The 24137-nt window shown below is 64.5% G+C and carries 23 protein-coding genes; 8 read left to right on the top strand and 15 right to left on the bottom strand.

The features are described from left to right. Positions 1 to 253: 253 nt before the first annotated feature. The 7 genes from DESFRDRAFT_RS19030 to DESFRDRAFT_RS19000 all read right to left on the bottom strand — a co-directional run bounded on the left by DESFRDRAFT_RS19030 (position 254) and on the right by DESFRDRAFT_RS19000 (position 6755). On the bottom strand, positions 254 to 1618 hold the full coding sequence (locus DESFRDRAFT_RS19030) for a chromosomal replication initiator protein DnaA (protein ID WP_005996696.1): 1365 nt from the start codon (positions 1616 to 1618) through the stop codon (positions 254 to 256). 504 nt (positions 1619 to 2122) lie between these two features. After that, positions 2123 to 2869, bottom strand: a complete 747-nt coding sequence (gene thyX / locus DESFRDRAFT_RS19025) for an FAD-dependent thymidylate synthase (RefSeq protein WP_005996694.1) — start codon at positions 2867 to 2869, stop codon at positions 2123 to 2125. 1 nt (position 2870) lies between these two features. Continuing rightward, complete coding sequence (ruvB, locus tag DESFRDRAFT_RS19020; protein ID WP_005996692.1) at positions 2871 to 3896, bottom strand: Holliday junction branch migration DNA helicase RuvB; 1026 nt, start codon at positions 3894 to 3896, stop codon at positions 2871 to 2873. Further along, a complete protein-coding gene (ruvA, locus tag DESFRDRAFT_RS19015) occupies positions 3893 to 4501 on the bottom strand; it encodes a Holliday junction branch migration protein RuvA (protein WP_005996690.1) in 609 nt (202 codons plus the stop codon). Before ruvA ends, ruvB begins: the two co-directional genes overlap by 4 nt. After that, positions 4498 to 5007 carry a crossover junction endodeoxyribonuclease RuvC gene (gene ruvC, locus DESFRDRAFT_RS19010; protein WP_005996688.1) on the bottom strand — a complete coding sequence of 170 codons (510 nt, stop codon included), beginning with the start codon at positions 5005 to 5007 and terminating at the stop codon, positions 4498 to 4500. The genes ruvA and ruvC overlap by 4 nt, the downstream gene beginning before the upstream one ends. 282 nt (positions 5008 to 5289) lie before the next feature. Next, the gene (locus tag DESFRDRAFT_RS19005; protein WP_005996686.1) at positions 5290 to 6027 is read right to left on the bottom strand and encodes a YebC/PmpR family DNA-binding transcriptional regulator; all 738 of its coding nucleotides are present in this window, start codon (positions 6025 to 6027) and stop codon (positions 5290 to 5292) included. A gap of 59 nt (positions 6028 to 6086) precedes the next feature. After that, complete coding sequence (locus DESFRDRAFT_RS19000) at positions 6087 to 6755, bottom strand: RlmE family RNA methyltransferase (protein ID WP_005996684.1); 669 nt, start codon at positions 6753 to 6755, stop codon at positions 6087 to 6089. Positions 6756 to 6899: 144 nt separating this feature from the next. On the opposite strand from DESFRDRAFT_RS19000, the gene DESFRDRAFT_RS18995 reads away from it, so the two are divergent. Then, the gene (locus DESFRDRAFT_RS18995; protein WP_005996682.1) at positions 6900 to 7556 is read left to right on the top strand and encodes an EcsC family protein; all 657 of its coding nucleotides are present in this window, start codon (positions 6900 to 6902) and stop codon (positions 7554 to 7556) included. Here the strand turns inward: DESFRDRAFT_RS18995 and DESFRDRAFT_RS18990 are convergent. Beyond that, complete coding sequence (locus DESFRDRAFT_RS18990; protein WP_005996680.1) at positions 7520 to 7924, bottom strand: ImmA/IrrE family metallo-endopeptidase; 405 nt, start codon at positions 7922 to 7924, stop codon at positions 7520 to 7522. The genes DESFRDRAFT_RS18995 and DESFRDRAFT_RS18990 overlap by 37 nt on opposite strands. 160 nt (positions 7925 to 8084) lie before the next feature. Between DESFRDRAFT_RS18990 and DESFRDRAFT_RS18985 the strand changes: the two genes are divergently transcribed. Both DESFRDRAFT_RS18985 and DESFRDRAFT_RS22410 read left to right on the top strand, forming a co-directional pair. Next, on the top strand, positions 8085 to 8519 hold the full coding sequence (locus DESFRDRAFT_RS18985) for a PilZ domain-containing protein (protein WP_005996678.1): 435 nt from the start codon (positions 8085 to 8087) through the stop codon (positions 8517 to 8519). 66 nt (positions 8520 to 8585) lie between these two features. After that, positions 8586 to 8828 (top strand): hypothetical protein, encoded by a 243-nt coding sequence (locus tag DESFRDRAFT_RS22410; protein ID WP_005996676.1) that lies wholly within the window; start codon positions 8586 to 8588, stop codon positions 8826 to 8828. A gap of 128 nt (positions 8829 to 8956) precedes the next feature. Here DESFRDRAFT_RS22410 and DESFRDRAFT_RS18980 read toward each other — a convergent pair whose 3' ends face one another. Continuing rightward, on the bottom strand, positions 8957 to 9514 hold the full coding sequence (locus DESFRDRAFT_RS18980; RefSeq protein ID WP_005996674.1) for a hypothetical protein: 558 nt from the start codon (positions 9512 to 9514) through the stop codon (positions 8957 to 8959). A gap of 118 nt (positions 9515 to 9632) precedes the next feature. Between DESFRDRAFT_RS18980 and DESFRDRAFT_RS18975 the strand changes: the two genes are divergently transcribed. Further along, a complete protein-coding gene (locus DESFRDRAFT_RS18975; RefSeq protein ID WP_005996673.1) occupies positions 9633 to 10355 on the top strand; it encodes a hypothetical protein in 723 nt (240 codons plus the stop codon). 1 nt (position 10356) lies between these two features. On the opposite strand, the gene DESFRDRAFT_RS18970 is transcribed toward DESFRDRAFT_RS18975, so the two are convergent. Continuing rightward, positions 10357 to 12660 (bottom strand): cysteine synthase, encoded by a 2304-nt coding sequence (locus DESFRDRAFT_RS18970; protein ID WP_005996672.1) that lies wholly within the window; start codon positions 12658 to 12660, stop codon positions 10357 to 10359. 122 nt (positions 12661 to 12782) lie between these two features. Here DESFRDRAFT_RS18970 and DESFRDRAFT_RS18965 point away from each other — a divergent pair, with 122 nt between their 5' ends. Next, the gene (locus DESFRDRAFT_RS18965; RefSeq protein WP_005996671.1) at positions 12783 to 14552 is read left to right on the top strand and encodes a motility associated factor glycosyltransferase family protein; all 1770 of its coding nucleotides are present in this window, start codon (positions 12783 to 12785) and stop codon (positions 14550 to 14552) included. Between the two features lie 160 nt (positions 14553 to 14712). Here the strand turns inward: DESFRDRAFT_RS18965 and thiE are convergent, their stop codons facing one another. From thiE to DESFRDRAFT_RS18940, 5 genes are all read right to left on the bottom strand, one after another. After that, positions 14713 to 15357, bottom strand: coding sequence for a thiamine phosphate synthase (gene thiE, locus DESFRDRAFT_RS18960; protein ID WP_005996670.1), 645 nt, complete (start codon positions 15355 to 15357; stop codon positions 14713 to 14715). Then, positions 15354 to 16154 (bottom strand): hydroxyethylthiazole kinase, encoded by an 801-nt coding sequence (gene thiM / locus DESFRDRAFT_RS18955; protein WP_005996669.1) that lies wholly within the window; start codon positions 16152 to 16154, stop codon positions 15354 to 15356. The genes thiE and thiM overlap by 4 nt, the downstream gene beginning before the upstream one ends. Positions 16155 to 16518: 364 nt before the next feature. After that, a complete protein-coding gene (clpB, locus tag DESFRDRAFT_RS18950) occupies positions 16519 to 19119 on the bottom strand; it encodes an ATP-dependent chaperone ClpB (RefSeq protein WP_005996668.1) in 2601 nt (866 codons plus the stop codon). 194 nt (positions 19120 to 19313) lie between these two features. Beyond that, positions 19314 to 19628: a chaperone modulator CbpM gene (locus DESFRDRAFT_RS18945; RefSeq protein ID WP_005996667.1), complete on the bottom strand. Its 315-nt coding sequence runs from the start codon at positions 19626 to 19628 to the stop codon at positions 19314 to 19316. A gap of 19 nt (positions 19629 to 19647) precedes the next feature. Next, a complete protein-coding gene (locus tag DESFRDRAFT_RS18940; protein WP_005996666.1) occupies positions 19648 to 20670 on the bottom strand; it encodes a DnaJ C-terminal domain-containing protein in 1023 nt (340 codons plus the stop codon). 305 nt (positions 20671 to 20975) lie between these two features. Between DESFRDRAFT_RS18940 and DESFRDRAFT_RS18935 the strand changes: the two genes are divergently transcribed. From DESFRDRAFT_RS18935 to DESFRDRAFT_RS18925, 3 genes are all read left to right on the top strand, one after another. Beyond that, the gene (locus DESFRDRAFT_RS18935) at positions 20976 to 21710 is read left to right on the top strand and encodes a Smr/MutS family protein (protein WP_005996664.1); all 735 of its coding nucleotides are present in this window, start codon (positions 20976 to 20978) and stop codon (positions 21708 to 21710) included. A gap of 84 nt (positions 21711 to 21794) precedes the next feature. Beyond that, the gene (gene cysS, locus DESFRDRAFT_RS18930; protein ID WP_005996663.1) at positions 21795 to 23252 is read left to right on the top strand and encodes a cysteine--tRNA ligase; all 1458 of its coding nucleotides are present in this window, start codon (positions 21795 to 21797) and stop codon (positions 23250 to 23252) included. 22 nt (positions 23253 to 23274) lie between these two features. Further along, positions 23275 to 23988 carry an MBL fold metallo-hydrolase gene (locus tag DESFRDRAFT_RS18925; protein ID WP_005996662.1) on the top strand — a complete coding sequence of 238 codons (714 nt, stop codon included), beginning with the start codon at positions 23275 to 23277 and terminating at the stop codon, positions 23986 to 23988. The last annotated feature ends 149 nt before the right edge of the window (positions 23989 to 24137 follow it).

Here is a 24137-nt window from a genome sequence, read left to right as displayed (position 1 = left end):
TTCTATAGCTATTTTAAATTGTTACTTTAGTATCCTATTACTTTGAGAAGTCTTGGGAAAGGGGGTCCGGGGGGAAACCTTTCTTCAGAAAGGTTTCCCCCCGGTTCCATTCCCCAAAAAACGAACGCCGGACAGAGACTGTCCGGCGTTCGCCCGGCCAATGGCGGCCTCCCCCTAGCTGGCTATGACGGATATGGCGACCGGCTGATTGGCAGCGCGGAAGGCGCGGCGTGATGTCGAGGGGGTGATATTATCAAGCATGGATGCTCTCGATGGTGCGCTCGAGCTCGCGGCCGAGGGGCGTGCGCAGGGAAAGATGGCGTTCGATGTTGGTGATGCCCTTGACCACGGTCGAATGGCGGCGATTGAACCGGTTGCCGATATCGGCAAGGGACATGTCGGTGTGCTGGCGGGCCAGGAGAAAGGCCGTGTTGCGGGCGAGGACGTACTGGCGCTTGCGCGATTTGGAAATGAGCTGTTCGGGCGAAAGCCGGTAGACGTCGCAGACATAGGATACGATGTCGTCGAGGGTCAGCGGCCGGGCGGCGACGTCGTAGTGCCTGAGCACGTCCCAGGCCAGGTCGACGGAGATGCCGCAATTGAGGAGCCGGGCCTTGAGCGCCAGGTTTTGCAGGCAGCTTTCGAGCTGGCGCACGTCGGCGCACAGCCGGTCGGCCAAAAGCATGGAAACCTCGTCGGGCAGGAGCACCTGATGCACGGCGGCCTTGCACTCGAGGATACGCTTTCGCGTTTCGCGGTCGGGCTTGTCGATAACGGTCAGAAAGCCGGAGTTGATGCGCGAGAGCAGCTGGGCGTCGAGGCCGGTCAGGTCCTTGGGCAGAAAGGAGCTGGTGAAGACCAGCCGGCAGCCCCGGGATTGCAGCGCCTTGAGGGTATTGAGCAGCTCGTCCTGGATGCGCGGCTTGTCGCGGAAAAAGTGGATGTCCTCCAACAGCAGCACATCGACGTTTTCCCGAAAGGCGGCCTTGAACCGCTCCACCTGCTTGGTCTTGAGCGCCATGACCAGCCGGTTGGCGAACTCCTCAGCCGAAAGGTAGGCCACGCGGAGCTTTTTGTGTTCCTGGTCGCCGCAAAAGCTCAGCTGCCGGCCCATGGCCTGGATAAGATGGGTTTTGCCCAGGCCCGGGGCCGAACTGATGAAGAGCTGCTCGGCCGAAAGCGTCAGGTCGCAAATGCCCCGGCTGGCCACGTAGGCCAGTTCGTTGCAGGGACCGACCACGAACTCGTCGTAGCTGAAGCGAAAGCGGTCCCCGGCCAGATCCGGCGCCTTGGGCGTCATCGGCAGCGTCAGGGACTTGGCGGCGGCCCGGATAGGCCTGGGGCCTTGGGATACGCCAGCGGCGGCGACGCCGCCCGTGGCGATCGTTTTTTCGGTCACCACCACGCGAGGCCGGGAGCCCATGACCACGGCCGCGGCTTCGGCCACGGAGTCGGCCAGCCGTTCCCGCACCCAGGCCGCCACGAAGGCGTTGGGCGCGGTCAGTTCCAAAACGCCGTTGCGGGCCCGGGCCGCCAGCGGCTTGATCCAGAGGTTGTAGAGTCCGGGACTGAGGGTCTTTTCGAGAAGCATTTTGGTTTTGGGCCAGATCGTATCCATGCCGGGCACACTACGGACGGAGGGTCGGAGGGCAAAGGTTGATTAGCAGCCGCTTTCGGGGGCCGCCCCCCCGGATTCTCTACAGCGCAACAAGCTGTTTTCACTGTGAATTTCCGCAGGTCCAGTAGCGACGGGGATTTTCGGCCATCGCCGCGAGGCCCCGCCGGACAAGGGTTTTCAGAGGCCGGAGATTATTTTGCACATTTGTGAACGTGTTTTCCACAACACTATTTTACAATATCTCCATTTTTCTCAATCCACGTTTATTTTTTTCGTTCCCAAACCGCTTATTTTTGTGTTGACCATGGGAAAAGCCGCTTGGCCCCTACCGATCCACACTCCTCCATCTCCCACCGGTCACGCACATGTCACGAACAACACGGCAAATTCATTGGTAAAAAAAATATATACCGCAATACTTACGCCTTGCGGATATAAAACGTAAGAAACCCGTCACCGAGGCGACGGGCTTATAATACGCGTAAGAGAGTCGAAAATCGGACGTTAAGCGGGAATATTCGGATTGACATCCCGTATGGGGTAGCGGCCGCAGGAAAAACGCGCGTCTTCCGGGCAATAGCCGAGTCTTTCGCAACGCGCGCCGGCCGTGGCGAAAACCACGGGCAGCGCTTCCTTGCACAGATCGAGCATCCGCCCGGCCATGGCCCGGATCTCCCACTGGGCGCGCATGCAGCAGCGCAGCTCGAAAAAATGCAGCAGCGAGCGGCAATTCATGGTCACGACGACCTTGGTCTCGCAGGCGTTTGGCAAAACGAAACGGGCGTCCTCGTTGGCCTTGGCTCCCCGGCCGTGCTCTTGCAGGATGGCCTGCACGTCGGCGTAAGCCTCGCCGGCCGCGGCCATGGCCGCTTCGAAGCGGGCCTTGGCCTCGGGCACGGCGGCGATGCGCGGCGGCAGCACGTAATCGAAGCCGGCCGCGTCCACGTAACGTTGGGACTGCTGGGAATAGCTCGCGAGGCGGTGGCGCACGAGCTGGTGGGAAAGCGCCCGGGAAACACCGGCGACGGCGAAGGTGAAGGAAACGTGCTCGATGGGCGACTCATGGCCCGAGGCCAGGATGCGGGCCACGAAATCGGCCTGCTTTTCCCGGGCGATCTCGCCGGCGAGAAGGCGCGGCCACATGTCCGCCACATACCCGTCGTGGTAACACTGGCGAAAGGCCGCGTAGATGAGCGAGAGGGCCTCGGGGGTATGGGCAAGCAGGGTGACGGCGAGCTTCGTTGCGGGCATGTCAGTCGAGCATTCCTTGTTTGACGTGGGCGTAGGCCTTGGCCGTGGCCACCCGGCCACGCGCCGTGCGCTTTATGAGTCCGCACTGGATGAGGTAGGGCTCGTAGATCTCCTCGATGGTGCGGACCTCTTCGCTTAAGGCCACGGCCAGGGTCTTCACGCCGACCGGGCCGCCCTCGTAGTGGCGGATGATGGTTTCCAAAATCTTGCGGTCCATCTGGTCCAGGCCGTGCGGGTCCACGTCGAGGCGGGCAAGGGCTTCGCCGGCGAGCGTCTCGTCCAGGGTGGACGCGCCGGCCACCACCGCGAAATCGCGCAGCCGCCGCAAAAGCCTATTGGCGATGCGCGGCGTGCCCCGGGACCGCTGGCCGACCACCAACGCCCCGCCGGGCGTCACGCCGATGCCCAGGATGCCGGCCGAACGGGTCACGATGCGGGCCAGCTCCTCGGGGCTGTAAAATTCCAGGCGAAAAATCACGCCGAACCGGTCGCGCAAGGGCGAGGTCAAAAGCCCCAGGCGCGTGGTGGCCCCGACAAGGGTGAAGGGCTCGAGGTCGATGCGCACCGTGCGCGCCCCGGGGCCCTGGCCGATAATCAGGTCGAGCTTGAAATCCTCCATGGCCGGATAGAGGATTTCCTCCACCGCCGGAGGCATGCGGTGGATTTCATCAATAAAAAGGATGTCCCCGCGCCGCAGGTTGGTGACGATGGCGGCCAGGTCGCCGCACCGCTCGAGCACCGGTCCGGTGGTCGTGACCAGATTGACGCCGAGTTCCGAGGCCATGATCTGGGCCAGGGTGGTCTTGCCGAGCCCGGGCGGACCGTAGAGCAGGCTGTGGTCGAGCGCCCTGCCCTGCTCCATGGCGGCGTGGAGAAACACGCGCAGATTGGCGCGCAAATCGTCCTGGCCGATGAACTCGGCCAGTTTCGAGGGCCGGATGGAATCGTCCGGCCCGGCCGGCGCGCCAGATCCGCCGGGAGCGCCGGGCGCACCGGGCAGGCCAAATGTGTCGCAGTCGTTAGTCATGCCTTTTCGGATGCCAGGCGTTTGAGGGCCTGGCGCAAGGCGCCGGCCACGTCGAGATCGGGCTCGTCGTCAAGCACGGCCGTGCCCACGCGTCTGGCGTCGGCTTCAGGATAGCCGAGATTGGTCAGTCCCGCCACCACGTCGGCCAGGACCCCGCCGCCGGGGATGGGAGCCGTCACGGCGGCGGCCGTGGCGGCCTGCCCTTCCAGCTTGTAGGTCAGCTCGATGAGGATGCGCTGGGCGCTTTTCTTGCCGATGCCGGACACCTGGGTCAACGCGTCCAGGTCGGCAGTGGCCACGATGCGGGCCAGATCGTCGGCGGTATAGCGCGACAGGATGGCCAGGGCGGTTTTGGGGCCGAGCTTGGTGATGCCGATAAGGATACGGAAGGTCTCCCGGTCCTCGATGGTGGCGAAGCCGAACAGTTCGAAGGCGTCCTCGCGCACCACGGTGTGCACGAAAAGGGAAGCCTGGCCGCCCGGAGCCGGCAGCGAAGCGGCCACAGGACCCGGCAGTTCCAGCTCGTAGCCAACGCCCCCTGGGGTCAGGACGATGGCGTACCGGTCGCGGCGCACCACCACCCGTCCTTCAATGTAACCGATCATCGCGCCCCGCAAAGGCGCGTCAGCCGCCTCTGATTCAGATGACACACGGCCGCGGCCAAAGCGTCGGTCGCGTCCACGGCGAACGTTTCCCGGCATGCAAGCACCCTGCCCACCATGAAAGCCACTTGGGATTTTTCGGCCCGGCCGGTGCCGACCAGGCTTTTTTTGATGATGGTCGGTTCGTAGGAAAAAACCGGCAACCCGGCCACGGAACAGGCGGCCAGGGCCGCGCCCCGCGCCTGGCCGAGCTTCAAGGCCGTTCCCGCGTTTTTGGACACGAACACGTTTTCCACCGCCGCCTCGACCGGGGCATGCTGGCCGATCAGCTTGGCCACGGCCGTATAAATCGTGCCCAGACGCCGGCAAAAATCGGTATCCCATCCGGTGCGCACGACGCCGGCGGCCATAAGCTCCAGCACGCCCGAGCGTTCGCGCACAAAGCCGTACCCCGTGACGCGCGACCCGGGATCGAGTCCCAAGACGACCAGCTCAGCCCCGGATTGCATATCGCTTTCACGCCTCCTGCCCCGCCAGCCGTTTCCTTACCCTTCCCGGCCGATCGGAACCAGCGGAAAATGCCCGAGGGAACGCCCCGGCAACGGGCCGTCACACCGGGCTTCCGTCTTGAAGGAAAATTCCCTGACAATCCGGATTATCGCAAGGCCCGCGCCCCCCCGTCAAAGGGGGCCCGGGGGGAATTATTCTCCCCGGCGGGAAAGTCCAGAAGGGGCAGAGCCCCTTCTGGTGGTGAGGACAAGGAGAGGCAAAGCCTCTCCTTGTCTCTCCCCCTACGCCAACAGTTCGTCGGGCAGGTCGCCGTTGGTATGGACTTTCTGCACGTCGTCGTTGTCTTCGAGCATGTCGATGAGCTTTATAAGCTTCTGGCCGTTCTCCGCGTCCAGGGAGACGGTATTGGAGGGTAGCATGGAGACCTCGGCGTCATCGATGGTCATGCCGGCCGCCTCGAAAGCGCCGCTTAAGGCATCGAAATCCTCGGGCGCGCAGTGCACTTCCCAGACGTCGCCCTCGTCGGCGATATCCTCGGCCCCGTGCTCCAGGGCCACTTCCATGAGCTGTTCCTCGGTGAAGGACTCCTTGGGAAAGGAGAAGACACCCTTTTTGGCGAACATCCAGCCCACGCAGCCGGCCTCGCCCATGGACCCGCCGCCTTTGGAAAGCAGGTGGCGCACTTCGGCCACGGTGCGGTTGCGGTTGTCCGTGGCCGCCTCGACCAGGATGGCCACGCCGCCGGGGCCGTAGCCTTCGTAGAGGACCTCGTCGAAGTTTTCGCCGGCAAGCTCGCCCGTGCCCTTCTTGATGGCCTGCTCGATCTTGTCCTTGGGCAGGTTGACGGCCTTGGCCGCGGCGATGGCGGATTTGAGCCGGGTATTGAGCGCCGTATCGGCTCCGCCGGCCCGGGCGGCGAGCATAAGCTCCTTGGTCACCTTGGTGAAAAACTTGCTCTTCTTGGCGTCCTGCACCGACTTGCGGGCCTGGATATTGTGCCATTTGCTGTGTCCGGCCATCACTCCTCCTCAAATTCCTGGCGTGCCGGGTCACCCCGGCCGCCCGTATGTCATTATTCTTATGTCTTCGATCCATCCGTAGCCGCCGCGTCATCCGGGGGCAAGGGCGGCGGGTCGGGATCGGGCAGTTCCGGGACCGGCGGGCGAAAGCCCGTGGCCACGTAAAAGATTTCCTTGCTTTCGGCCCGGGAACTCTTGGGTTTGGCCACGCGGACCTTGTCGAAATAGTCCCGAAGCCCCTTCTGGAAGGCCGGGGCGTCCGGCCCCTGAAAAATCTTGACCACGAACGCGCCGCCGGGCTTAAGCCGCGTGAAGGCCACGGAAAGCGCCGCCTCGCACAGCTCCAGGGAACGGGCCTGATCCGCGAACTTGACCCCGGTGGTTTTGGGAGCCATGTCGGAAAGGACCACGTCGAAGGGGCCGAGGCGGGCAAAGGCGGCGAGGATTTCCGGCCCGGGATCGAGCATGTCACCGGTCAGGTAGGTGACGTTGCCGGGAAAGGCCGTGCCGGCTTCATTGAGATCGATGGAGAGCACCCGGCCTTTCTCCCCCACCCTGGAGGCGGCAAAAAGCGTCCAGGAGCCGGGGCAGGCCCCGAGGTCGAGCACCGCCGCGCCCGGGAAGAGCAGATGCGACTGCTTTTCGATCTCCTCGAGCTTGTAGACCGAGCGCGCGGGATAGTTATCCTGCTTGGCCTTCTTGAAATAATGGTCGCGGTACGTTTTCATGGCGGCTGCCCCGGATACCGTTATCCGAAACAGGTTTCAAGGAAAAGTCGCCCGGGCGGGGCGCGGCGAACGGGGGGCGCCCCCCCTTGACCCTCGGCCCAACAGCCTTATTTTCCGGTACATCCCGGCAAAAGGACCCAATGTATGCCCGTTATCGACCATCCGACGATACTGCGCGCCCTGAGCTGGGCCTGGGACCGGGCGGCCCGGGGACTTCCCGGCCAGGAATCGGCCCACGCCCTGGCCGCGCGCCATATGGACCCGGATGTGCCGCTCGGAGCGCGTCTCAAGAACATCATCGCCGGGCACAAGCGCAAGGCGGCGCTGTCGGGCTTTGTCGCCAACGCCGGCGGATTGGCCCTTTTGCCGGCGACACTGCCGCTCAATCTGGCCGGCACGCTTTTTTTGCAGCTGCGCATGGTCCAGGCCATAGCCATCGTCTGCGGCCACGATCTGTCCGACGCGCGGGTACGGGCGCTTTGCGGCCTGTGCCTGTGCGGGGCCAAGGCGGCCGAAGTGGCGGGCGCGGCCGGCGCGCGCCTCGGCGGCAGGCTGACGGCCGAGGCGCTGACCCAACTCGGCGGCGAGACGGCCGACCGCATCAACACGCTGGTCGGCCTGCGGCTTCTGGCCCGGCTCGGGGATGCGGGCGCGACCGGGGCAGGCCGCATAGTGCCGGTGGTCAGCGGTCTTGTCGGCGCGGCCTGGGACGCCTCGGTCACGGCCGGCATCGGCAAGGCGGCCATGACGCTCATGCCGCAGGGTCAGCCCTTTTGCGGCAAGCGCCAGGACGGGTCGTAAACTCCCTGCCTCGGCCGGCGCGAGACGTCGCCGTGCAGGCCTCGCCGGATCATAAACAACAAACGCCGGGTGAACTTGGCGGCCCAGGCATCGCAGGCCTTGTCCTGGCGAATGCGTTCGACAATGCTCTCCGCCGCCGGCGGCATTCCCTCGCGCTTGGAGATGCGGCGGCGCAGGGCGTAGTGCCCCAGCTCGTCGGCCAGCACCATGATCTTGCGAAAATTGCGCACCGAGCGGTTGACATAAATATGGTAGCGACCGTCACGATACAGCAAAAATCCCCAGCTATCGATGTCGTCGACCTCGGTGACCACGAGATCGTCGCGCTTTTCCGCCAAGGCCACAAGCTTGGTCAACAGTTCGGCCATACACTGCTCCTTCGCCCATCGCGGCAGGGATCGGCACCTTCAACAATAACGCCTGGGCCGAAAGCGTCAAGGCGGGATGGTGGTTGCGACACGTCGCGGCGAATGGTAGAAAAAAGGTCGGTCCGGAAGCGCCAAAGCCGTACCCGGGCCGGGACATCACATGGCGCTGATCGAATTCAAACGCTGTCCGCATTGCGGCAAACCCACCTGGCAGGAGTTCATCCCCCAGGCCCCTCCCGCCGCATCCTACTGGCGCTGCCGGGACTGCGGCGACCGCCGCGACGCCAAACGCATCCGCGTGGGCAATGGCGCGCTTTTAAACCATGGCCGCCTCCAGACCGAACACCTGTGCGCCGACGTGCTGATTATCGACATCAGCCGTCGCGGCACCCGGGTGTGCTGCGACGAGGATTTGCCGATCACGGTGCACATGGACCAGCGCGTGCTTTTCAATCCGCAACTCCAGCCGTTCGGCGAGCTGGCCCACTACCAACCGGGCTTCGTGCGTTGGATTCGGGACATGGAATTCGGCATCTGCTTCGAACACCCGCTGTCGCTCTCCACCAGCGACATTACGCGCATCGTCAAAAACTGATCCGGCAAGCGCCAAAGGCGTCACGCGACGGACGCCGCAGGCCATTGGCGTTGCGCCCGGGTCCCCATGCGGGTATGCTTACGGCGCGCGGCGTTTTCCCCCATAAGCCATGCCGCAAAGGAAGGTCCGACCCAGCCCATGCAGGACTACGAGAAGATACGCCATGCGGTGAAGACCGGGGACAAGATCATGGAACTTGCGGCGTCGCTCGGCCTGGACCCGGCGCGCAACACGGTCAAGGACCTGGCGGACATGCTGCTGCAAAACGCCCTGGCCCAAAGCGACGGGGAAATCCCGCCCAAAGCCTAGGCACGCCCGCTTCCGGCCTGCACCCACAGCCGAAACGCGGCCACAAAAAAGCCCGACGCCAACGCGCCGGGCCTTTGTCTCGCTCTCGCCGCCGTCCCGCCTGACGCGGGCAGGCGTCGCGAAAAAAATCAGACTTCCAGGTCGATGAGGACCGGGCCGAGAACATTGCCCATGGGCCGGGACAGAAATTCCTCCCGTTTGATCTCCTTGCCGTCGTAGAGCATATTCTCGATGTGGATGACCTTTTGCATCCAGGTGTTGTTCTCGATGGTCTTTGGAATGTCCGTCTCAATGATGCGGGCCGTGATCTTGTCGATGTCGATTTCCTCGACATCGCTGAAGGAATAGGTGTGGATGTATTCCTCGTTGTAGCCGAAACAATACAGCAGATTGTTTTTGACGAACGGCTGGAAGATCTTTTTGGCCGGATGATTCTTGACTTCGCAGTTGATCTTGTTCAGACTGACCCGAAGTTTTTCCCTCTCATTGACGATGATGTAGACAACGGGGCGGTTGCTTTCCAGAAGATCCTCGCCGGAGGAATGTATATTGTTGTCGACCCCGTGGAAAATATAGTCAATGTAACGCTCCCGGTTGGCCTCCCTGGCTTCCCGGACCATTTCCTTCTCGATGTACGAATAAAAAATGCGCTGACCGAAACCCTTGATCTCAATGTTGAACTTCATCCTCGGCCTCCTCGGCACATTCCATGGTGTTCCGGCCCTTTCCGGGAAACGGCCCCAGTCCTTCCGGCCCGGCTATCGTACTGATCCTACGCGGCTTCCGCTATCCGGTCAATTTGCCTTGCGCATCGCGGCGCTCGTTTTGAGCCTTTGCCTGCTCGCGCCGGGGGGAACCGCCCGGGCCGCCGATCCGACGGCCGCTCTGGCCCCCTTTCTCGGCGCGCCCTACCGCGACGACGGCGTGGACGATCCGGCCGGCCGCCACACCCTGTTCGCCGATCAGGCCGCCTCGTTCCCCACAGCCGGCTACAACTGCAGCGGCTTCGTGACCACGGCCTCCCGGAGGCTCCTCGGCCGCCCATTGCCCCTCGATGCGGCGCGCCACGACCGCAAGGGCGATTCCGGCCCCGGCAGTCCGCGCGGCCAGGACTGGGACTTCGGCTACGATCTGCTTTTAAACATCACCGACGGGCTCCCGCGCCGGGTGCTGCCCCCGAACGCCCCAACAAGCGACCCGGCCGCCCTGGACGCTTCCCGCTTTCGCGGCTTTCCCCTGCACGACAAAGCGTCCTTTGACGCGGCCCTGAACGCCCTGCGACCCGGCGAGATGGCCGTTATAGCCTTCAGCAAGGAAAGAAAGGGGCGACTCTACTACTACCACGTCGGGCTTATCGTCAGCGACGGCCAGGGGCGCAGATTTCTCTACCACGCCACGCCCGGCCACGGCGTCCATCGCCTGGAGATATCCTCCCCGACGGGCATGGCCGCCTTTGGCAGGGAATTCGCCGAAAAGCGCTTCGGCGACAAGCGGGTGCTGCTTGTCGCCGTGCCCCTTCCCCGCTGACCTACGCGCGCGGGAAAAGCCGCGCGCCCCCGGGCGCATCCTCGACCCGGTAGCCGAGCCCCTCGATATCCGAGCGAATCGCGTCGGCCTTGCCGAAATCCTTGGCGTTTCGCGCCTGTTCCCGGGCCGCGACCAACTTGGCCACCGGCGCGGGCCACTCGCGCGTCGCCACCGGCAGACAGGCGGGATCGAGCAGGCCCAGCACGCCGTCGGCCGAACCGAGCGCGCCGGCAAGGCGGGCGGCATCGGCCGGAGTCAGGGAACCGGCGGCAATGAGCCCGTTGGCGAACCGGCAGAAGGCGAAAAGCTGGGGCCAAAACTGGAATACGGCCAGATCGTCGGCCACGGCCGCATCCAGGGACTGGGTCAGTTTTTCGGCTTCGGCCGCGACCGTATCCGAGGCCTTGCCGCCACCCGCCGCTATCAGTCCGAGATTGGCGGCCAGTTCCTGCACCCGGTTGCGGTTTTTCTCCCACATCCGCAACGCCTCGGGCACGGCGCAAAGCGGCTTGCGGTAGCCGACCGAAAGCAGCCAGGCCCGAACGGCCAGGGGATGGACGCCAAGGGCCAGCAAATCGGCCAGATCGGCCGCGCCGGCCTCCTCGCCCTCCCGGCCGGCCACCCGCCCGCCGACCAGCCAGGCCGCCGGGGAAAGCCCCGCCCCGACCGACCAGATGGCCCGCAGGTTTTCCAGATGGGGAAAGGTCTTGTCCTCGTCGGTCAAAACCACCGTCACGGCGGGCAGGGCTTTGACGGCCGCCGCCGCCATCTGGAGAAACCAGCTCGGCCGCACGTTGCCCCAGGGCGTGGACAGCGCGTCGCCAGCCTTGAGATCCTTGAGGCTCACGCGTTTGAGCAGCGTGAAATCCTGCGGATTGTCCTTGGCGTAGGCCAGCAGGTCCACGGTCTTGCCGAGGGCCAGCTTGGTCATGTCCGTGCCGAGCAGCCCGCCGTAGGCCTTGTCGCGGGCCACGTCGAAATAGACGCTGCGCAGCTTTTCGTAGGCTAGGCCCTTGCTCATGAGCTTTCGCGTCATGGCCAACGCCTCGTCGAGGGCCTCCCCGGCCAGGGGGAAACGGGCGTCGGCCACACCGAGCGCGGCGGCGCGGGCCGCCACCTGGTCCCGGGCCTTGGCCGCGAATTCACGGCACTTGACCCCGGCCGCGCGCGAGGCATCGAGACAGCGGTCCTCCAGGTCGGCCAGGCCCACGGCCAAAACCGGCCGGCCGCCGCCGCGCGCCAGGGTGCGGCGCAGGACGTCCAGGGTCACCACCCGCCGCCAGGCGTCCAGATCGCCTGGCGCGGCCAGGGGCGGACCAAAAGTGAAGAGTCCGGGCGTGGCCCCGGCCGGATCGAGATAGGCCGGCTCGGCCGCGCCCACGCCGCCGAGCGCCACGCCCTTTTTCTCGGGCGAAGCGAAAAGCGTGGTGGAAAGATACCGTTCGCCGCCGTCGGGCAGGATGGCGACCACCAGCCCGGAATCAAGCTTTCCGGCCAGATCCGCGGCAACGGCCATGGCCGCGCCGCCGCTCATGCCCACGAGCAGGCCCTCTTCGCGGGCCAGCCGCCGGGCCATGGCAAAGGCGTCCTCGTCCTCCACCGACGCGATGACGTCCAGGGCGCGCTTGTCGAAAATCCCCGGCGGATAGGACTCCTGCATGTTCTTGAGTCCCTGGATCTTGTGGCCGGGATGGGGCTCGACCGCCACGACTTTGACGGAGGGCTTCAGTTCCTTCAGTTTTTTGACCAGTCCCATGGCCGTGCCCGAGGTGCCGAGCGCCACCACGACATGGGTGACCGCCCCTCCCGTCTCCTCGAAAATCTCCACCGCCGTCGCGTTGTAATGCGCCGCGATGCTGGCCGGGTTGTTGAACTGGTCCATGAGGACGTAGGTTTCCGGCTCCTCGCGGGCCAGCCTGTAGGCTTCCTCAATGGCTCCGTCCGTGCCCAGGTTGCCCGGGGTCAGCACGATTTCCGCACCGTAGGCGCGCAGGATGCGCTTGCGCTCCTCCGAGGCCGAGGCCGGCATGAGGAGTTTGAGTTTATAACCTTTTACAGCGCAGACCATGGCCAAACCGATGCCGGTGTTGCCCGAGGTGGCCTCGATGACCGTTCGCCCGGGCTTCAGATCCCCCGAGCGTTCGGCCGCCTCGATCATGGCCAGGCCCACCCGGTCCTTGATCGAGCCGCCGGGATTGCGCATCTCCACCTTGGCCGCGAGCGTCACGGCGGGATTGGGATTAAGGCGCGTCATGCGCACAAGCGGGGTCATGCCCACCAGGGAAAGGACATTGTCGTGGATCATCGGTGCCTCACGGATTGGAACCGGACCTGTCCGGCTGGCAAAGTGGTAGGCAAAAAACGGCCAACCGGCAAGAGTGGCAGGATTATTGCTTCGCTTGCGGCATCCCATCAAAGGACGACGCCATGCGCATCAACATCTTTTTAGCCGACAATCTCACCGCCCTGGCCGAGGCCAAGGCCCCGGTGGCCGAATGGCTGGCCCAAAACGCTCCGGCGCCGGAAAACATCATCCCGCGCATTTTCGAGAACCAGCACGGCATCGTCGACTGGCGCATCGGGGAAAACCGCAGCCTGTTTTCGGCCGCGCACCCGGCCGTCCTGTACCGTGACTGGCGCCCCAAGGACAAGGTCGAGGGCGGAGCCACGGTCATCATCGGCACGGCGCTCGGCTACGGACTCAACCATGTTCTGACCGGCACGCCCGTCTCCCACAAGGTGCTCGTGGTCGAACCCCGGCCGGAAATGCTGGTGGCCTGCCTGGGCCAGACCGACTACCGGCCGTTTCTGGCCGCCGGCAAGCTGGCCTTTCTGCCGCCGGACCCGAAGGTGGTGGAAAAGGCGCTCGCCTCCCTCGACGTGAGCTTCCTTTTCGCCCGCATCAACCTGCGAAGCGACCTGCCAAGCACCCAGATCGGCCCGGAATACGCCCAGGCATCGGCCATGGTGCGGGCCAAGCTCGAAAGCCTGTCCGTGGAGCTGACCACGCTGCGTCACAAGCAGGAAACCATGGTCGGCAACGAGCTGCGCAACTACTCGCGCGCCATGGAGGACGGGAGCCTTTCGCGCATGGCCGGCATGGGCCGGGGCGTGCCCGCGGTGCTCCTCGGCGCGGGGCCGTCTCTGCCGCGCTTCGTGCCGACCCTTTTGCGCCACCGCGACAAGGCCCTTTTCGTCGCGGCGCTGCAAACCCTGCCCGTCCTCGAACGCCTGGGCCTTGCGCCCGACCTGTGCCTGGGGCTCGACTACAACGACACCATGCTGCGAAGCCTGGACAATCTCCAGGACATCAGCTTCGCCGCCGATATCCCGCTCATCTATTCCACCAAGATGCAGCCGGCCGTGCTCGAGCGCTACCCCGGCCCGACCATCCCGATGTGGACCCAGGGCGGCATCGCCACCTTCGTGCTCAAGGACCAGGAGCTGGTGCTCGACGCCGGCGGCAACGTGGGCGTGACCCTGGAGCGCTTCCTCACCTGGGCCGGAGCCGACCGCTTCATCATGGTCGGCCAGGACCTGGCCTGGAAGAACGGCTCGACCCACGCGGCGGGCCACCACAGCGCGGGCGGCAACTACACCTTTTCCCCGCAGCACGACGTCCGGCTCAAGGACATAAGCGGCGAGGACATCTACACCCACCACGGCTTCCTGGCCGCCAAGCGGGACATCGAAAAGGACATCGCCGCCTCAGGCGCGAAGTTTTACAATCTCTACGGCGGCGGCGTGGTCATCAAGGGCGCGATCAACATCGGCCCCGAAGACCTGGAACGCGTGGACATCCTGCCAAACGGCAACGCCGCCCGGGAAATGTTTCTGGGAGCCCTGGCCCGGGCCGCCCGGCCACGGGCCAAGCCGGTCTTTTCGCCCAAGGCCGAATCCTGGGCCACGTCGCTCAAAAACGTCTCGCGCCGCCTGGAAAAGCTCATCCGCAAGGCGGACAAACATCAAAGGGAAATCAAGGAACTGCTCTCCCAAATCCAGTTCTTCATGCGCCACGATCCGCTTTACATGCCCTACCTCTACAACGAGATCATGGACATGGCCGGGCTGATCCATACGCACAAAAGCTATGGCGCCAAAGAATTGACGGCGTTCAAAGCCATCCGCCGCCGCGTGGTGACGAAAATCCGGGAAATCGACGCCCGCCTCGGCCCATCCGACTCCTGGGCGGCGTAGTTACGGGGAGGAAGAGAAGCCTCCGGCGGCCGGGGGGAAACTTTTTGAAAAAAGTTTCCCCCCGGACCCCCTTCAAAAACTTTCAAAGGGGCACATGGCAACTTGGGAAAGGAATTAAGAAGGGAGCATGGCCGGCCCATGGGAAAATAACAGGAAGAAATCAGCGTTTTCTACCGGCTTCCACGATGTGCCGGAGTTGCACGGCGGCCTCACGCGGATCGGTAGCCGAACAGATCGCCGAGACCACGGCCACGCCCGCGACGCCCGTCTCCATGACCTCCCGGGCATTGCCTTCCTTGATCGCGCCGATGGCCACCACCGGCACTTCGGACAGGGCAAGCATGGCGGCCAGCCCGGGAAGCCCTTGCGGCGCGCCGGCATCCTTTTTGGTGGCTGTGGCGAAAACAGGTCCGGCCCCGAGATAATCCACAGGCATGCCCCGGGCAGCGCGGGCCTCGTCCTCGCCCGTCACCGACAGCCCGATGATGGCCTTTGCCCCCAAAAGCGCCCGGACATCGGCCGGATGCATATCGTCCTGGCCCACATGCACGCCGTCGGCCCCGGCGGCGAGCGCCACGTCCACTCTATCGTTTATGAGAAGCGGCACGCCGCGCGGGCGGGTAACGCCAAGTACGGCTCGGGCCAGTTCCACGAATTCCCGCGTCGCGGCGGTCTTTTCCCGCAACTGCACCATGGTCGCGCCGCCGGCCACGGCCAGCCCCACCACGTCGAGCAGTTCCCGGCCCAAAAGAGCCGGCCGGTCCGTGACCAGATAGACCCCGAGGTCGAAAGCGGGCCGGCTCACGGCAGCACCCGCGCCCCGGCCGCGATGTCGGCCTCGGTCAGGGTGTAGAGGATATCGAGGAAGCGGACGAAAAAACTGCCCGGCCCGGCCGCGCCGGCGGCGGCGAGTCCCCCGGCGGCCGCCATCACGGCCATGGCATGGACCGTGGCGGCGAGCGCGTCCCGGTTGACGGCCAGAAAAGCCCCGACAAAGGCCGTGGCCGTGCAACCAAGGCCGGTCACCCGGGGCATGAGGGCATGGCCGCCGGCCAGGGTGATGCCGCTTTGGCCGTCGGTCGCAACGTCGAGTTCACCGCTGACGCAGACCACGCAATCGCGCTTTCGGGCCAACGCGGCGGCGGCATCGGCCGCGTCCAGGCTGGCGTACATGCTGTCCACGCCCCGGGAAGCGGCCATGCCGCCGGCCAGGGCCAGAATCTCCGAGGCATTGCCCCGGATGGCGGTCACCGGCCCGGCCTCGAGCATGCGACGGGCCACCTCGCGCCGCCAGGGCGTGGCTCCGGCGGCCACGGGATCGAAGGCCACGGGCACGCCGGCCTCCCGGGCGGCGTCGGACGCGGCCAGCATGGCGGCCACGTTCTCCTCCCCCGGGGTGCCCATGTTGCACACCAGCGCCCCGGCCACGGCGGCAAGCTGGGCGGCGTCGGCCGGATGATGGGTCATGGCCGGCGATGCGCCGAGGGCGAGAAGCGTATTGGCCGTGGTGTTGGTGACGACGTTGTTGGTGACGTTGACGACAAGCGGCTGGGTTTCACGGATGCGGGCCAGATCGGCAAAGGCGGCCGAAGCAAGGTTCATAGAAGGTACATCCTTATGCGGCTGTTCAAAAATCCTGATTGGTTGGCCGGCGAAAGGGTGCGGGGACGCGCGCGGCGCATATTTGAAGAATACGCCTTCGCGTCCCCGCACCCTTTCGCCGGCCCTGGCCATCTGGTCCATGCGCGGCAACAATCCATGCCCATCGGATTTTACCCGGAGGGGAAAACGAATTTGTTATCCCCAGTACGCTGGGAAAAGTCCTTCATCCACTGCCAAGCGGAGGAAACACAGCATCAATCCCCTTTAAAAGGTTTAGGAAGGGGAGAGCGCGAGAGGGGAAACCCTTTGCAAAAGGGTTTCCCCTCTCGCACCTTCCTTACTTTCTCCTCCCCTCCCCTAACCCTTACACAAACACCAATTCGCCGTCGCGGACGTCGACGGTCACGCTCTGGCCGTCGGACACCTGGCCGCCGATGAGCGCCTTGGCCAGGGGCGTTTCCACGTGGGCTTGCAGGTAGCGCCGCAGGGGCCGCGCGCCGAAGACCGGGTCGTAGGCCGTCTCGGCGATATAGGCCTTGGCGACGTCGGTCAACTCCAGGCTGATCTTGCGATCGGCCAAACGGGCCCGCAGGCCGCCGAGCATGAGCTCCACGATAGCCGCGATCTGTTCGCGAAGGAGCGGCTTGAAGAGCACGATCTCGTCCACGCGGTTTAAAAACTCCGGCCGAAACTGGCCGCGCAGCGTGTTCATGACCTGCTCGGCCACGCCGGGCCTAAATTCCCCGGAGGGATCGATGCCGTCGAGCATGTACTGGGCCCCGAGGTTCGAGGTCATGATGATGATCGTGTTCTTGAAATCCACGGTACGGCCGTGGCTGTCGGTGAGCCGGCCGTCGTCGAGGATTTGCAGGAGCGTGTTGAACACGTCGCTGTGGGCCTTTTCGATCTCGTCGAAGAGCACCACGCTATAAGGCTTTCTGCGCACGGCCTCGGTCAGCTGGCCGCCCTCGTCGTAGCCGATGTAGCCCGGAGGCGCGCCGATGAGCCGGGCCACAGTGTGCCGCTCCATGTATTCGGACATATCCAGGCGCACCATGTTCTCCTCGGTGTCGAAGAGCGCGGCGGCGAGCGTCTTGCAGAGCTCGGTCTTGCCCACACCCGTGGGGCCGAGGAAAATAAACGAACCGATGGGCCGGTGGGGGTCCTTGAGCCCCGCCCGCGCGCGCAGCACGGCGTCGGCCACGGCGGTGACGGCCTCGTCCTGCCCGACCACCCGGGCATGGAGCAGGTCGGCCAGGCGCAAGAGCTTCTCGCGCTCGCTCTCCATGAGCCGCGTGACCGGGATGCCCGTCCAGCGGGAGATGACCATGGCCACGTCGTCCGGGCCGACCTCTTCGCGAATAAGCCGCGTGCCGCCGGCGGCCTTGGTGATGGCCTCCTCCTGGCCGGTCAGCTCCTTTTCCAGGTTGGCCAGCGTGCCGTAGCGCAACTCGGCGGCCCGGTTGAGGTCGTAGGCCCGCTCGGCCTCCTCGATGGCCAGCCGCGTTTTCTCGATGTCTTCCTTGATGCGCCGCAGCCCCTCGACCGCGCCCTTTTCCTTTTCCCACTGGGTCAGGTAGCCGGACTGCTCCTCCTTGAGATTGGCCAGCTCTTCCTCGAGCTTTTCCAGGCGCTCGCGCGAGGCCTTGTCGGTTTCGCGCTTCAGCGCCTCGCGCTCGATTTCCAGCTGCATGACCTTGCGGTTGATCTGGTCCAACTCGGCCGGGAGCGAATCGATCTCCGTGCGGATCATGGCCGCGGCCTCGTCGATAAGGTCGATGGCCTTGTCCGGCAGCTGCCGGTCGGAGATGTAGCGCGAGGACAAAACGGCCGCCTCGACCACGGCCGAGTCGCTGATGCGCACGCCGTGGTGCACCTCGAAACGCTCGCGAAGGCCGCGCAGGATGGAGATGGTGTCCTCCACGCTCGGCTCGTCCACGAAAACGGGCTGGAAGCGGCGCTCAAGGGCCGGGTCCTTTTCGATGTACTTGCGGTACTCGTCGAGTGTCGTCGCGCCGATGCAGTGAAGCTCCCCGCGCGCCAGCATGGGCTTGAGCAGGTTGCCCGCGTCCATGGAGCCCTCGGTCTTGCCCGCGCCGACGATGGTATGCAGCTCATCGATGAAAAGGATGATGCGCCCTTCGGAAGTCTGCACTTCCTTGAGCACGGCCTTGAGGCGCTCCTCGAACTCGCCCCGGTATTTGGCCCCGGCGATCAGCGAGCCCATGTCCAGGGCGAAAATGGTCTTTTCCTTGAGGCCCTCGGGCACGTCCTTGTTGACGATGCGCATGGCCAGGCCTTCGACGATGGCCGTCTTGCCCACGCCGGCCTCGCCGATGACGACCGGGTTGTTTTTCGTGCGCCGCGACAAAATGCGGATGACGCGGCGGATTTCCTCGTCGCGGCCGATGACCGGGTCGATTTTGCCCTTTTTGGCGGCGTCCACAAGGTCGCGGCCGTACTTGGTCAGCGCCTCATAGGTGCCCTCGGGGTCGGCCGAGGTGACGCGCTGGCCGCCGCGAATCTCGGTCAGGGCGGCCAGGACGCGGTTTTTGTCCACGCCAAGGGACTTGTTGACCTGGCCGGCCAGGGTCGAGGGCGGCTCGTCCAGAAAGGCCAAAAACAGGTGTTCGACGCTGACGTATTCGTCTTTCAGGTGCTTGGCCAGATCCTGGGCCTTGACCAGGATCTCGTTAAGGCGCGGGGTCACGTAGACCTGCCCCGGCTGGGACCCGGGGCCGCTGACCTTGGGCAGCCTGGAAAGCCCCTTTTCCAGCTCGGCCAGATAGGTATCGGTATTGTAGCCGGCCTTGTCGAGGATGCGCGGCACAATCCCCTGTTCCTGGGTGAGCAGGGCGTAGAGCAGATGCTCGGCGTCGACCTGCTGCTGCCCCATGCGCACGGCCGCGGCTTGGGCCTCGCTTATGGCCTGCTGGGATTTCTGCGTAAACTTATTGAGATCCATGGTGTACCCTCCCAAATGCATGCATCAGAGATAAGAACACATCCGCATCGTGGCAATATCGAAAGATGAAAAAAGAATATGCGAGAGGGAAAATCCTTTGAAAAGGGCAGTATCCCCTCTCGCGCTCTCGCCTTCCTAAACTTCATTCCTTAAAAAATATGACACAAGATTATTCCTTAATTAAAGAATAAGCATTACAGGAGTCGATTGAGCTCGCGCACCTTATTTTCCAAATAGTCGATGCGTTCGATCAGATCGACCACAATACTCGCCCCGAGCAGCGGAAGTTCGAAATCACGGCGGATGCGTTCCAGCTTGCGCAACCGGTAAAGGTCGCTCGTCCTGAAGAGGTACGCATCGGCCGTGGTGCGTTCCGGGGTAATCCAGCCCAGTTCGATCAATTCTCCCACAACGGTCGGATGCAGCCCGGTCAGTTCCTGGAGCTGGGCGAAGCTGATGCGTTCGGACCGGGCGGGCACGGCGGAGACAACGACTTGCTTGATGTCCATGACGACCTCGCTATGGGCGCTAAAACGTCCGGGGATTGAAATCCGTACTGGCCGCGGCAAGCTTTTCCCAAAGCTCGCGCTGCTCGTCCGCGACCTTGGGCGGGACCTGCACCATCAGCCGCACGAGCTGGTCCCCGCGCTGGCCCCGGCCGCCAAGCCCCTTGCCGGCCAGCCGCAGCTTGCGGCCCGACGAGGAACCGGCCGGTATCTGCATCTCCACCGCCCCATCCAGGGTCGGCACCCGGACCTTGGCCCCAAGGGCCGCCTCCCATGGCGTCAGCGGCAAATCGAGGATCACGTTGCCTTCCTCGAGCTTAAAAAGCGCATGCGGCAAGATCTTGACCTTGAGGTACAAATCCCCGGGCTTGCCGCCGGCCCGGCCCGGATTGCCCTGGCCGGACAGGCGGATCTTGCCGCCCTCGCGCACCCCGGCCGGGATGTTGACGTTAAGCGTCTTGGTGCCAAGGCGCGGCGAACCGTCGGGGCCGATGGTCTGCTCCTGCAGGCTGATGGTCTTGGCCCCGCCCCGGTAGGCTTCCTCCAGGCTCAGCTCCAAGGTGGCGTTGACGTCCGAACCGCGCGCCGGGCCGCGCGAGTAGCCCCCCGCGCCGCCAAAGCCGCCGGCCCCGCTGAACCCGCCGAAGGGACCGCCCTGCGTAAACCGGGCCCGACCGCCGCCGCCGCCCATGCCGCCGCCGAAGATCGTCTCGAAAAAGTCGGAAAAAGCCCCGGCGTCGAACTGCTGGCCGCCGGCGCCGCCAAAGTTATAATGCGCGTTCTCGAATCCAGGGGGCCGCTGGAAATTCTGGCCGTGCTGCCAGTTGGGCCCCAGGGAATCGTAGAGCTTGCGCTTTTCGGGGTCCTTGAGGACCTCATAGGCTTCGTTGAATTCCTTGAATTTCTTCTCGGCCTCGGGATCGTTGGGATTGAGGTCGGGATGGTGCTTGCGCGCCAGTTTCTTGAACGCCTTGGAGATCTCGTCCTGGCTCGCCGTCTTGGATACGCCGAGGAGTTTATAGTAATCCTTGTATTCCACGCTCATAAGGGCAACATCTCCCGTTTGTCCGGCTGGTTTTCCGGTAAGTTTACATAATAAGTCGGCATGCTATTCCGTCAACCATCCCGGCCGATTATACGCGCAAGAAACGGCAGTGCCAGTATTATCCCAGGATACGGCCAAAAGCCAGCACGGGCTGGGTTCGCGCACCTTTCGTCCCTTTCCGAGCGGTACGCCCTTAAGCGCCGAAAGCAAGGCGTCGGCAAGGTCTATAGCGCCAACAGGCGAGAGCCCTCGCCCGCCGCGCCATCCCTTGCCAAGGCCGGGCCTTGCCGGTAGCTTCCCCGGCCATGTCAGCAAAAGCTTCAAAGGACGGCAACCACCCCTTTGCCGACGCGCTTAAGGGCGTGAAGGTCGCCAAGAAAAAACATCTGCCCGAACACGTGGCCAAGGCCGTTGCCGTCGCCGCCAAGCCGGCGACGCCGCAGGAAGAAGACGAATCCGATTTTTTCAGGGCCATGTCCGGCGTGGACAGGCTCGACCGGGAAAAGACCAAGGGCCGCGACGTGCGCCCGGCCGCGCCGCCTCCGCCCCCGCCCCCCCCGGTCGACGACGAGGCCAAAGCCCTTGCCGCCCTGCAGGACCTCGTTTCCGGCAAGGTGGAATTCACCCTGGAATACAGCGACGAATACGTGCAGGGATTCGTCACTGACCTCGATCCCAAGGTCTACCGCCAGTTGCGCGCCGGCCAGTATTCGCCCGAGGCCCATCTCGACCTGCACGGGCTCAACATCGACCAGGCCAATTTGACGCTTTTGCATTTCGTGCGCGAGCACTACCTTGCCGGCAAGCGCTGCCTGCTCGTCATTCCCGGACGCGGCTCCAACTCGCCCGGCGGCGTGGCCGTGCTCAAGGAAGAACTCAAGACCTGGCTCACACGCGATCCGCTCAAACGCGTGGTCCTGGCCTTCAGTACGGCCCTGCCGCGACACGGCGGCGCGGGAGCGCTCTATGTGCTTTTGCGCAAATTCAAAAAGACCAAGGGGAAAGTCCGCTTCGAAAAGGACTGGCCCGACATCCGCTGACGCCCGGACGCGCCCGCCGGCCCGCCTCCCTTGACTTTCCGGGATCGCTTTGCAACAGGTGGGCACTTTTCATCGGAGGCCTTCATGCAGCTTTTCAACACCATGGCCCGGGCCAAGGAGCCCTTCTCCCCGCTTCACCCGTGTAAGGTGGCCATGTACGTCTGCGGCATCACCGCCTATGACCTGTGCCACATCGGGCACGCCCGTTCGTCCGTGGTTTTCGACGTGCTGGTGCGCTACCTGCGCCACCTGGGCTACGACGTCACCTTCGTGCGCAACTTCACGGACGTGGACGACAAGATCATCAAGAAGGCCGCAAGCGAGGGCGCGACCTGCGCCGGGATCGCCGAACGCTACATCGCCGCTTTTTACGAGGACATGGACAAGCTCGGCATTCTTCGCGCCGACGCCGAACCCCGGGCCACCGAGTACGTGGCCGCCATGGCGGACATGGCCGAGCGTCTGATCGAAACGGGCCACGCCTACCGCACTCCGTCCGGAGACGTCTATTTCCGGGTGCGCTCCTTTGCCGACTACGGCAAGCTGTCCGGCCGCGACATCGAGGATATGCGCGCCGGGGCGCGGGTCGCGCCGGGCGACGAGAAGGAAGACCCCCTCGACTTCGCCCTGTGGAAGGCGTCCAAACCCGGCGAGCCGGTCTGGGAAAGCCCGTTTGGCCCGGGTCGGCCGGGCTGGCACCTGGAATGCTCGGTCATGAGCGAAAAGCTTCTGGGGATTCCCTTCGACATCCACGGCGGCGGCCAGGACCTCATCTTTCCGCACCACGAAAACGAGATCGCCCAGAGCGAGGCGGCCACAGGCAAGGAATTCTGCCGCTTCTGGGTGCACAACGGCTTCGTGCGCATCAATACCGAGAAGATGTCCAAGTCCCTTGGCAACTTCATCACCATCCGCGACATCTACAAGCGCTACCTGCCGGAAGTGCTGCGCTTTTTCCTCGTCGCCTCCCACTACAGAAGCCCGCTGGATTACTCCGACCAGGCCCTGGACGAGGCGGAAAAAGGCATCAAACGGCTTTACGCGGCCAAGGGGCAGATGGAACAGGCGCTGACGCGCGCCAAATGGTCCGGGACCAAGCTTCCGGCGGAAATCGCCGAGGAGCTGGCCAGGCACGAGCAGGGCTTTATCGCCGCCATGGACGACGACTGCAACACGGCCCAGGCGCTCGGGCACGTGTTCGGCGCGGTGCGGCTGGCCGGGCGGCTCCTGGAAGACAAGACGCTGGCCAAGAGCGCCGAAACGGCCGACATCCTGCGCCGCATCCTGGCGGACTTCGAGACATGGTCAGGCATCCTCGGCGTGTGCGGCCGGGACAGCCGGGAATTCCTGGACGCGCTCAAGGCCTGCCGCGCCGCGCGCCTGGGCATCGACCCGACCCGGGTGGACGCCCTCGTGGCCGAGCGCCAGGATGCGCGCAAGGCCAAGGACTTCCCCCGCTCCGACGCCATCCGCGACGAGCTGGCGACCCTCGGCGTCACGGTCATGGACACCCCCACCGGGCCGCAGTGGGACGTGGCCTAGAAAGCCGCCTCCGCCCAGGGCCATGCCGGCGCGCCTCGTCTATATCCACCACGACTGCTTCATCGTGGAAGCCGACGGCAAAACCCTGCTCTTCGACTACCCCGCTCCAAGCTATCTCCCCGAAGCGGCGGCCGCGGCCGCCGCTTCGCATTTGGACGGCGCGAACCTCACGGTTTTCATCTCCCACTCCCACGACGACCATTTCAACCCCGATATCCTAAACGCCACGCGCCGTACGGCCACACGCCGGTTCGTGGCGTCCGACGACGTGGCCGATCTCTACGCCGACCGCCTGCCGGCGGACACGCTGGTCATGGAGCCGGACATGGTCAAGGATGTGGACAGGATGCGCATCGAAGCCCTGGAGAGCAACGACATGGGGCTGGCCTACCTGATCGACGTCGCCGGGCTTCGGGTCTATTTCGGCGGGGACTTGGCGCTTTGGGACTGGCCCGGGCAATCACCGGCGGCCAGGCGGGCGGTCGGCATGTCCTGGCGGCTGGCGCTCAAACGCATCGCCGCCAAGCCCGTGGACATCGCTTTCTCCAACATGGACCCGAGACTCCCGAGCCTTTCCGGCGCGCCGCAATTCGTGGGAACGGTCAGGCCCCGCGTCTTCGTGCCCATGCATGTAAACGGAAAGACGCACTACCTCGACCGCTTCGCCCCGCAACTCACCCACCCGGACGTCACCCTTTTCCACTACGCCAATGCCGGTGATGTATTGGAAGTTTGAAGAAGGAAAGAGAATGCGAGAGGGGGACCCTTTTTGAAAAAAGGGTCCCCCTCTCGCGCTCTCCCCTTCCAAAAACTTTTAACGATTACAGACCAATAACGACAATAAGTTGTAACCATTGGAAGTCTTTGGGAGGGGGGTCCGGGGGG

The sequence above is a fragment of the Solidesulfovibrio fructosivorans JJ] genome (assembly GCF_000179555.1).
Taxonomy (GTDB): domain Bacteria; phylum Desulfobacterota; class Desulfovibrionia; order Desulfovibrionales; family Desulfovibrionaceae; genus Solidesulfovibrio; species Solidesulfovibrio fructosivorans.
This window is presented reverse-complemented; position numbering and strand designations above follow the sequence as displayed.

Excerpts from the sequence above, each read along its gene's own strand:
- DESFRDRAFT_RS18925 (WP_005996662.1), top strand. The coding sequence starts at position 23,275 with ATGCCGGCGCGCCTCGTCTATATCCACCACGACTGCTTCATCGTGGAA.
- DESFRDRAFT_RS19030 (WP_005996696.1), bottom strand. The coding sequence starts at position 1,618 with ATGGATACGATCTGGCCCAAAACCAAAATGCTTCTCGAAAAGACCCTC.
- thyX (WP_005996694.1), bottom strand. The coding sequence starts at position 2,869 with ATGCCCGCAACGAAGCTCGCCGTCACCCTGCTTGCCCATACCCCCGAG.
- ruvA (WP_005996690.1), bottom strand. The coding sequence starts at position 4,501 with ATGATCGGTTACATTGAAGGACGGGTGGTGGTGCGCCGCGACCGGTAC.
- DESFRDRAFT_RS18980 (WP_005996674.1), bottom strand. The coding sequence starts at position 9,514 with ATGAAGTTCAACATTGAGATCAAGGGTTTCGGTCAGCGCATTTTTTAT.
- ruvC (WP_005996688.1), bottom strand. The coding sequence starts at position 5,007 with ATGCAATCCGGGGCTGAGCTGGTCGTCTTGGGACTCGATCCCGGGTCG.
- DESFRDRAFT_RS18990 (WP_005996680.1), bottom strand. The coding sequence starts at position 7,924 with ATGGCCGAACTGTTGACCAAGCTTGTGGCCTTGGCGGAAAAGCGCGAC.
- DESFRDRAFT_RS19000 (WP_005996684.1), bottom strand. The coding sequence starts at position 6,755 with ATGAAAACGTACCGCGACCATTATTTCAAGAAGGCCAAGCAGGATAAC.
- clpB (WP_005996668.1), bottom strand. The coding sequence starts at position 19,119 with ATGGATCTCAATAAGTTTACGCAGAAATCCCAGCAGGCCATAAGCGAG.
- DESFRDRAFT_RS18940 (WP_005996666.1), bottom strand. The coding sequence starts at position 20,670 with ATGAGCGTGGAATACAAGGATTACTATAAACTCCTCGGCGTATCCAAG.
- ruvB (WP_005996692.1), bottom strand. The coding sequence starts at position 3,896 with ATGACTAACGACTGCGACACATTTGGCCTGCCCGGTGCGCCCGGCGCT.
- DESFRDRAFT_RS18945 (WP_005996667.1), bottom strand. The coding sequence starts at position 19,628 with ATGGACATCAAGCAAGTCGTTGTCTCCGCCGTGCCCGCCCGGTCCGAA.
- DESFRDRAFT_RS18965 (WP_005996671.1), top strand. The coding sequence starts at position 12,783 with ATGCGCATCAACATCTTTTTAGCCGACAATCTCACCGCCCTGGCCGAG.
- cysS (WP_005996663.1), top strand. The coding sequence starts at position 21,795 with ATGCAGCTTTTCAACACCATGGCCCGGGCCAAGGAGCCCTTCTCCCCG.
- DESFRDRAFT_RS18935 (WP_005996664.1), top strand. The coding sequence starts at position 20,976 with ATGTCAGCAAAAGCTTCAAAGGACGGCAACCACCCCTTTGCCGACGCG.
- DESFRDRAFT_RS22410 (WP_005996676.1), top strand. The coding sequence starts at position 8,586 with ATGCGGGTATGCTTACGGCGCGCGGCGTTTTCCCCCATAAGCCATGCC.
- DESFRDRAFT_RS18970 (WP_005996672.1), bottom strand. The coding sequence starts at position 12,660 with ATGATCCACGACAATGTCCTTTCCCTGGTGGGCATGACCCCGCTTGTG.
- DESFRDRAFT_RS18995 (WP_005996682.1), top strand. The coding sequence starts at position 6,900 with ATGCCCGTTATCGACCATCCGACGATACTGCGCGCCCTGAGCTGGGCC.
- DESFRDRAFT_RS19005 (WP_005996686.1), bottom strand. The coding sequence starts at position 6,027 with ATGGCCGGACACAGCAAATGGCACAATATCCAGGCCCGCAAGTCGGTG.
- DESFRDRAFT_RS18985 (WP_005996678.1), top strand. The coding sequence starts at position 8,085 with ATGGCGCTGATCGAATTCAAACGCTGTCCGCATTGCGGCAAACCCACC.
- thiM (WP_005996669.1), bottom strand. The coding sequence starts at position 16,154 with ATGAACCTTGCTTCGGCCGCCTTTGCCGATCTGGCCCGCATCCGTGAA.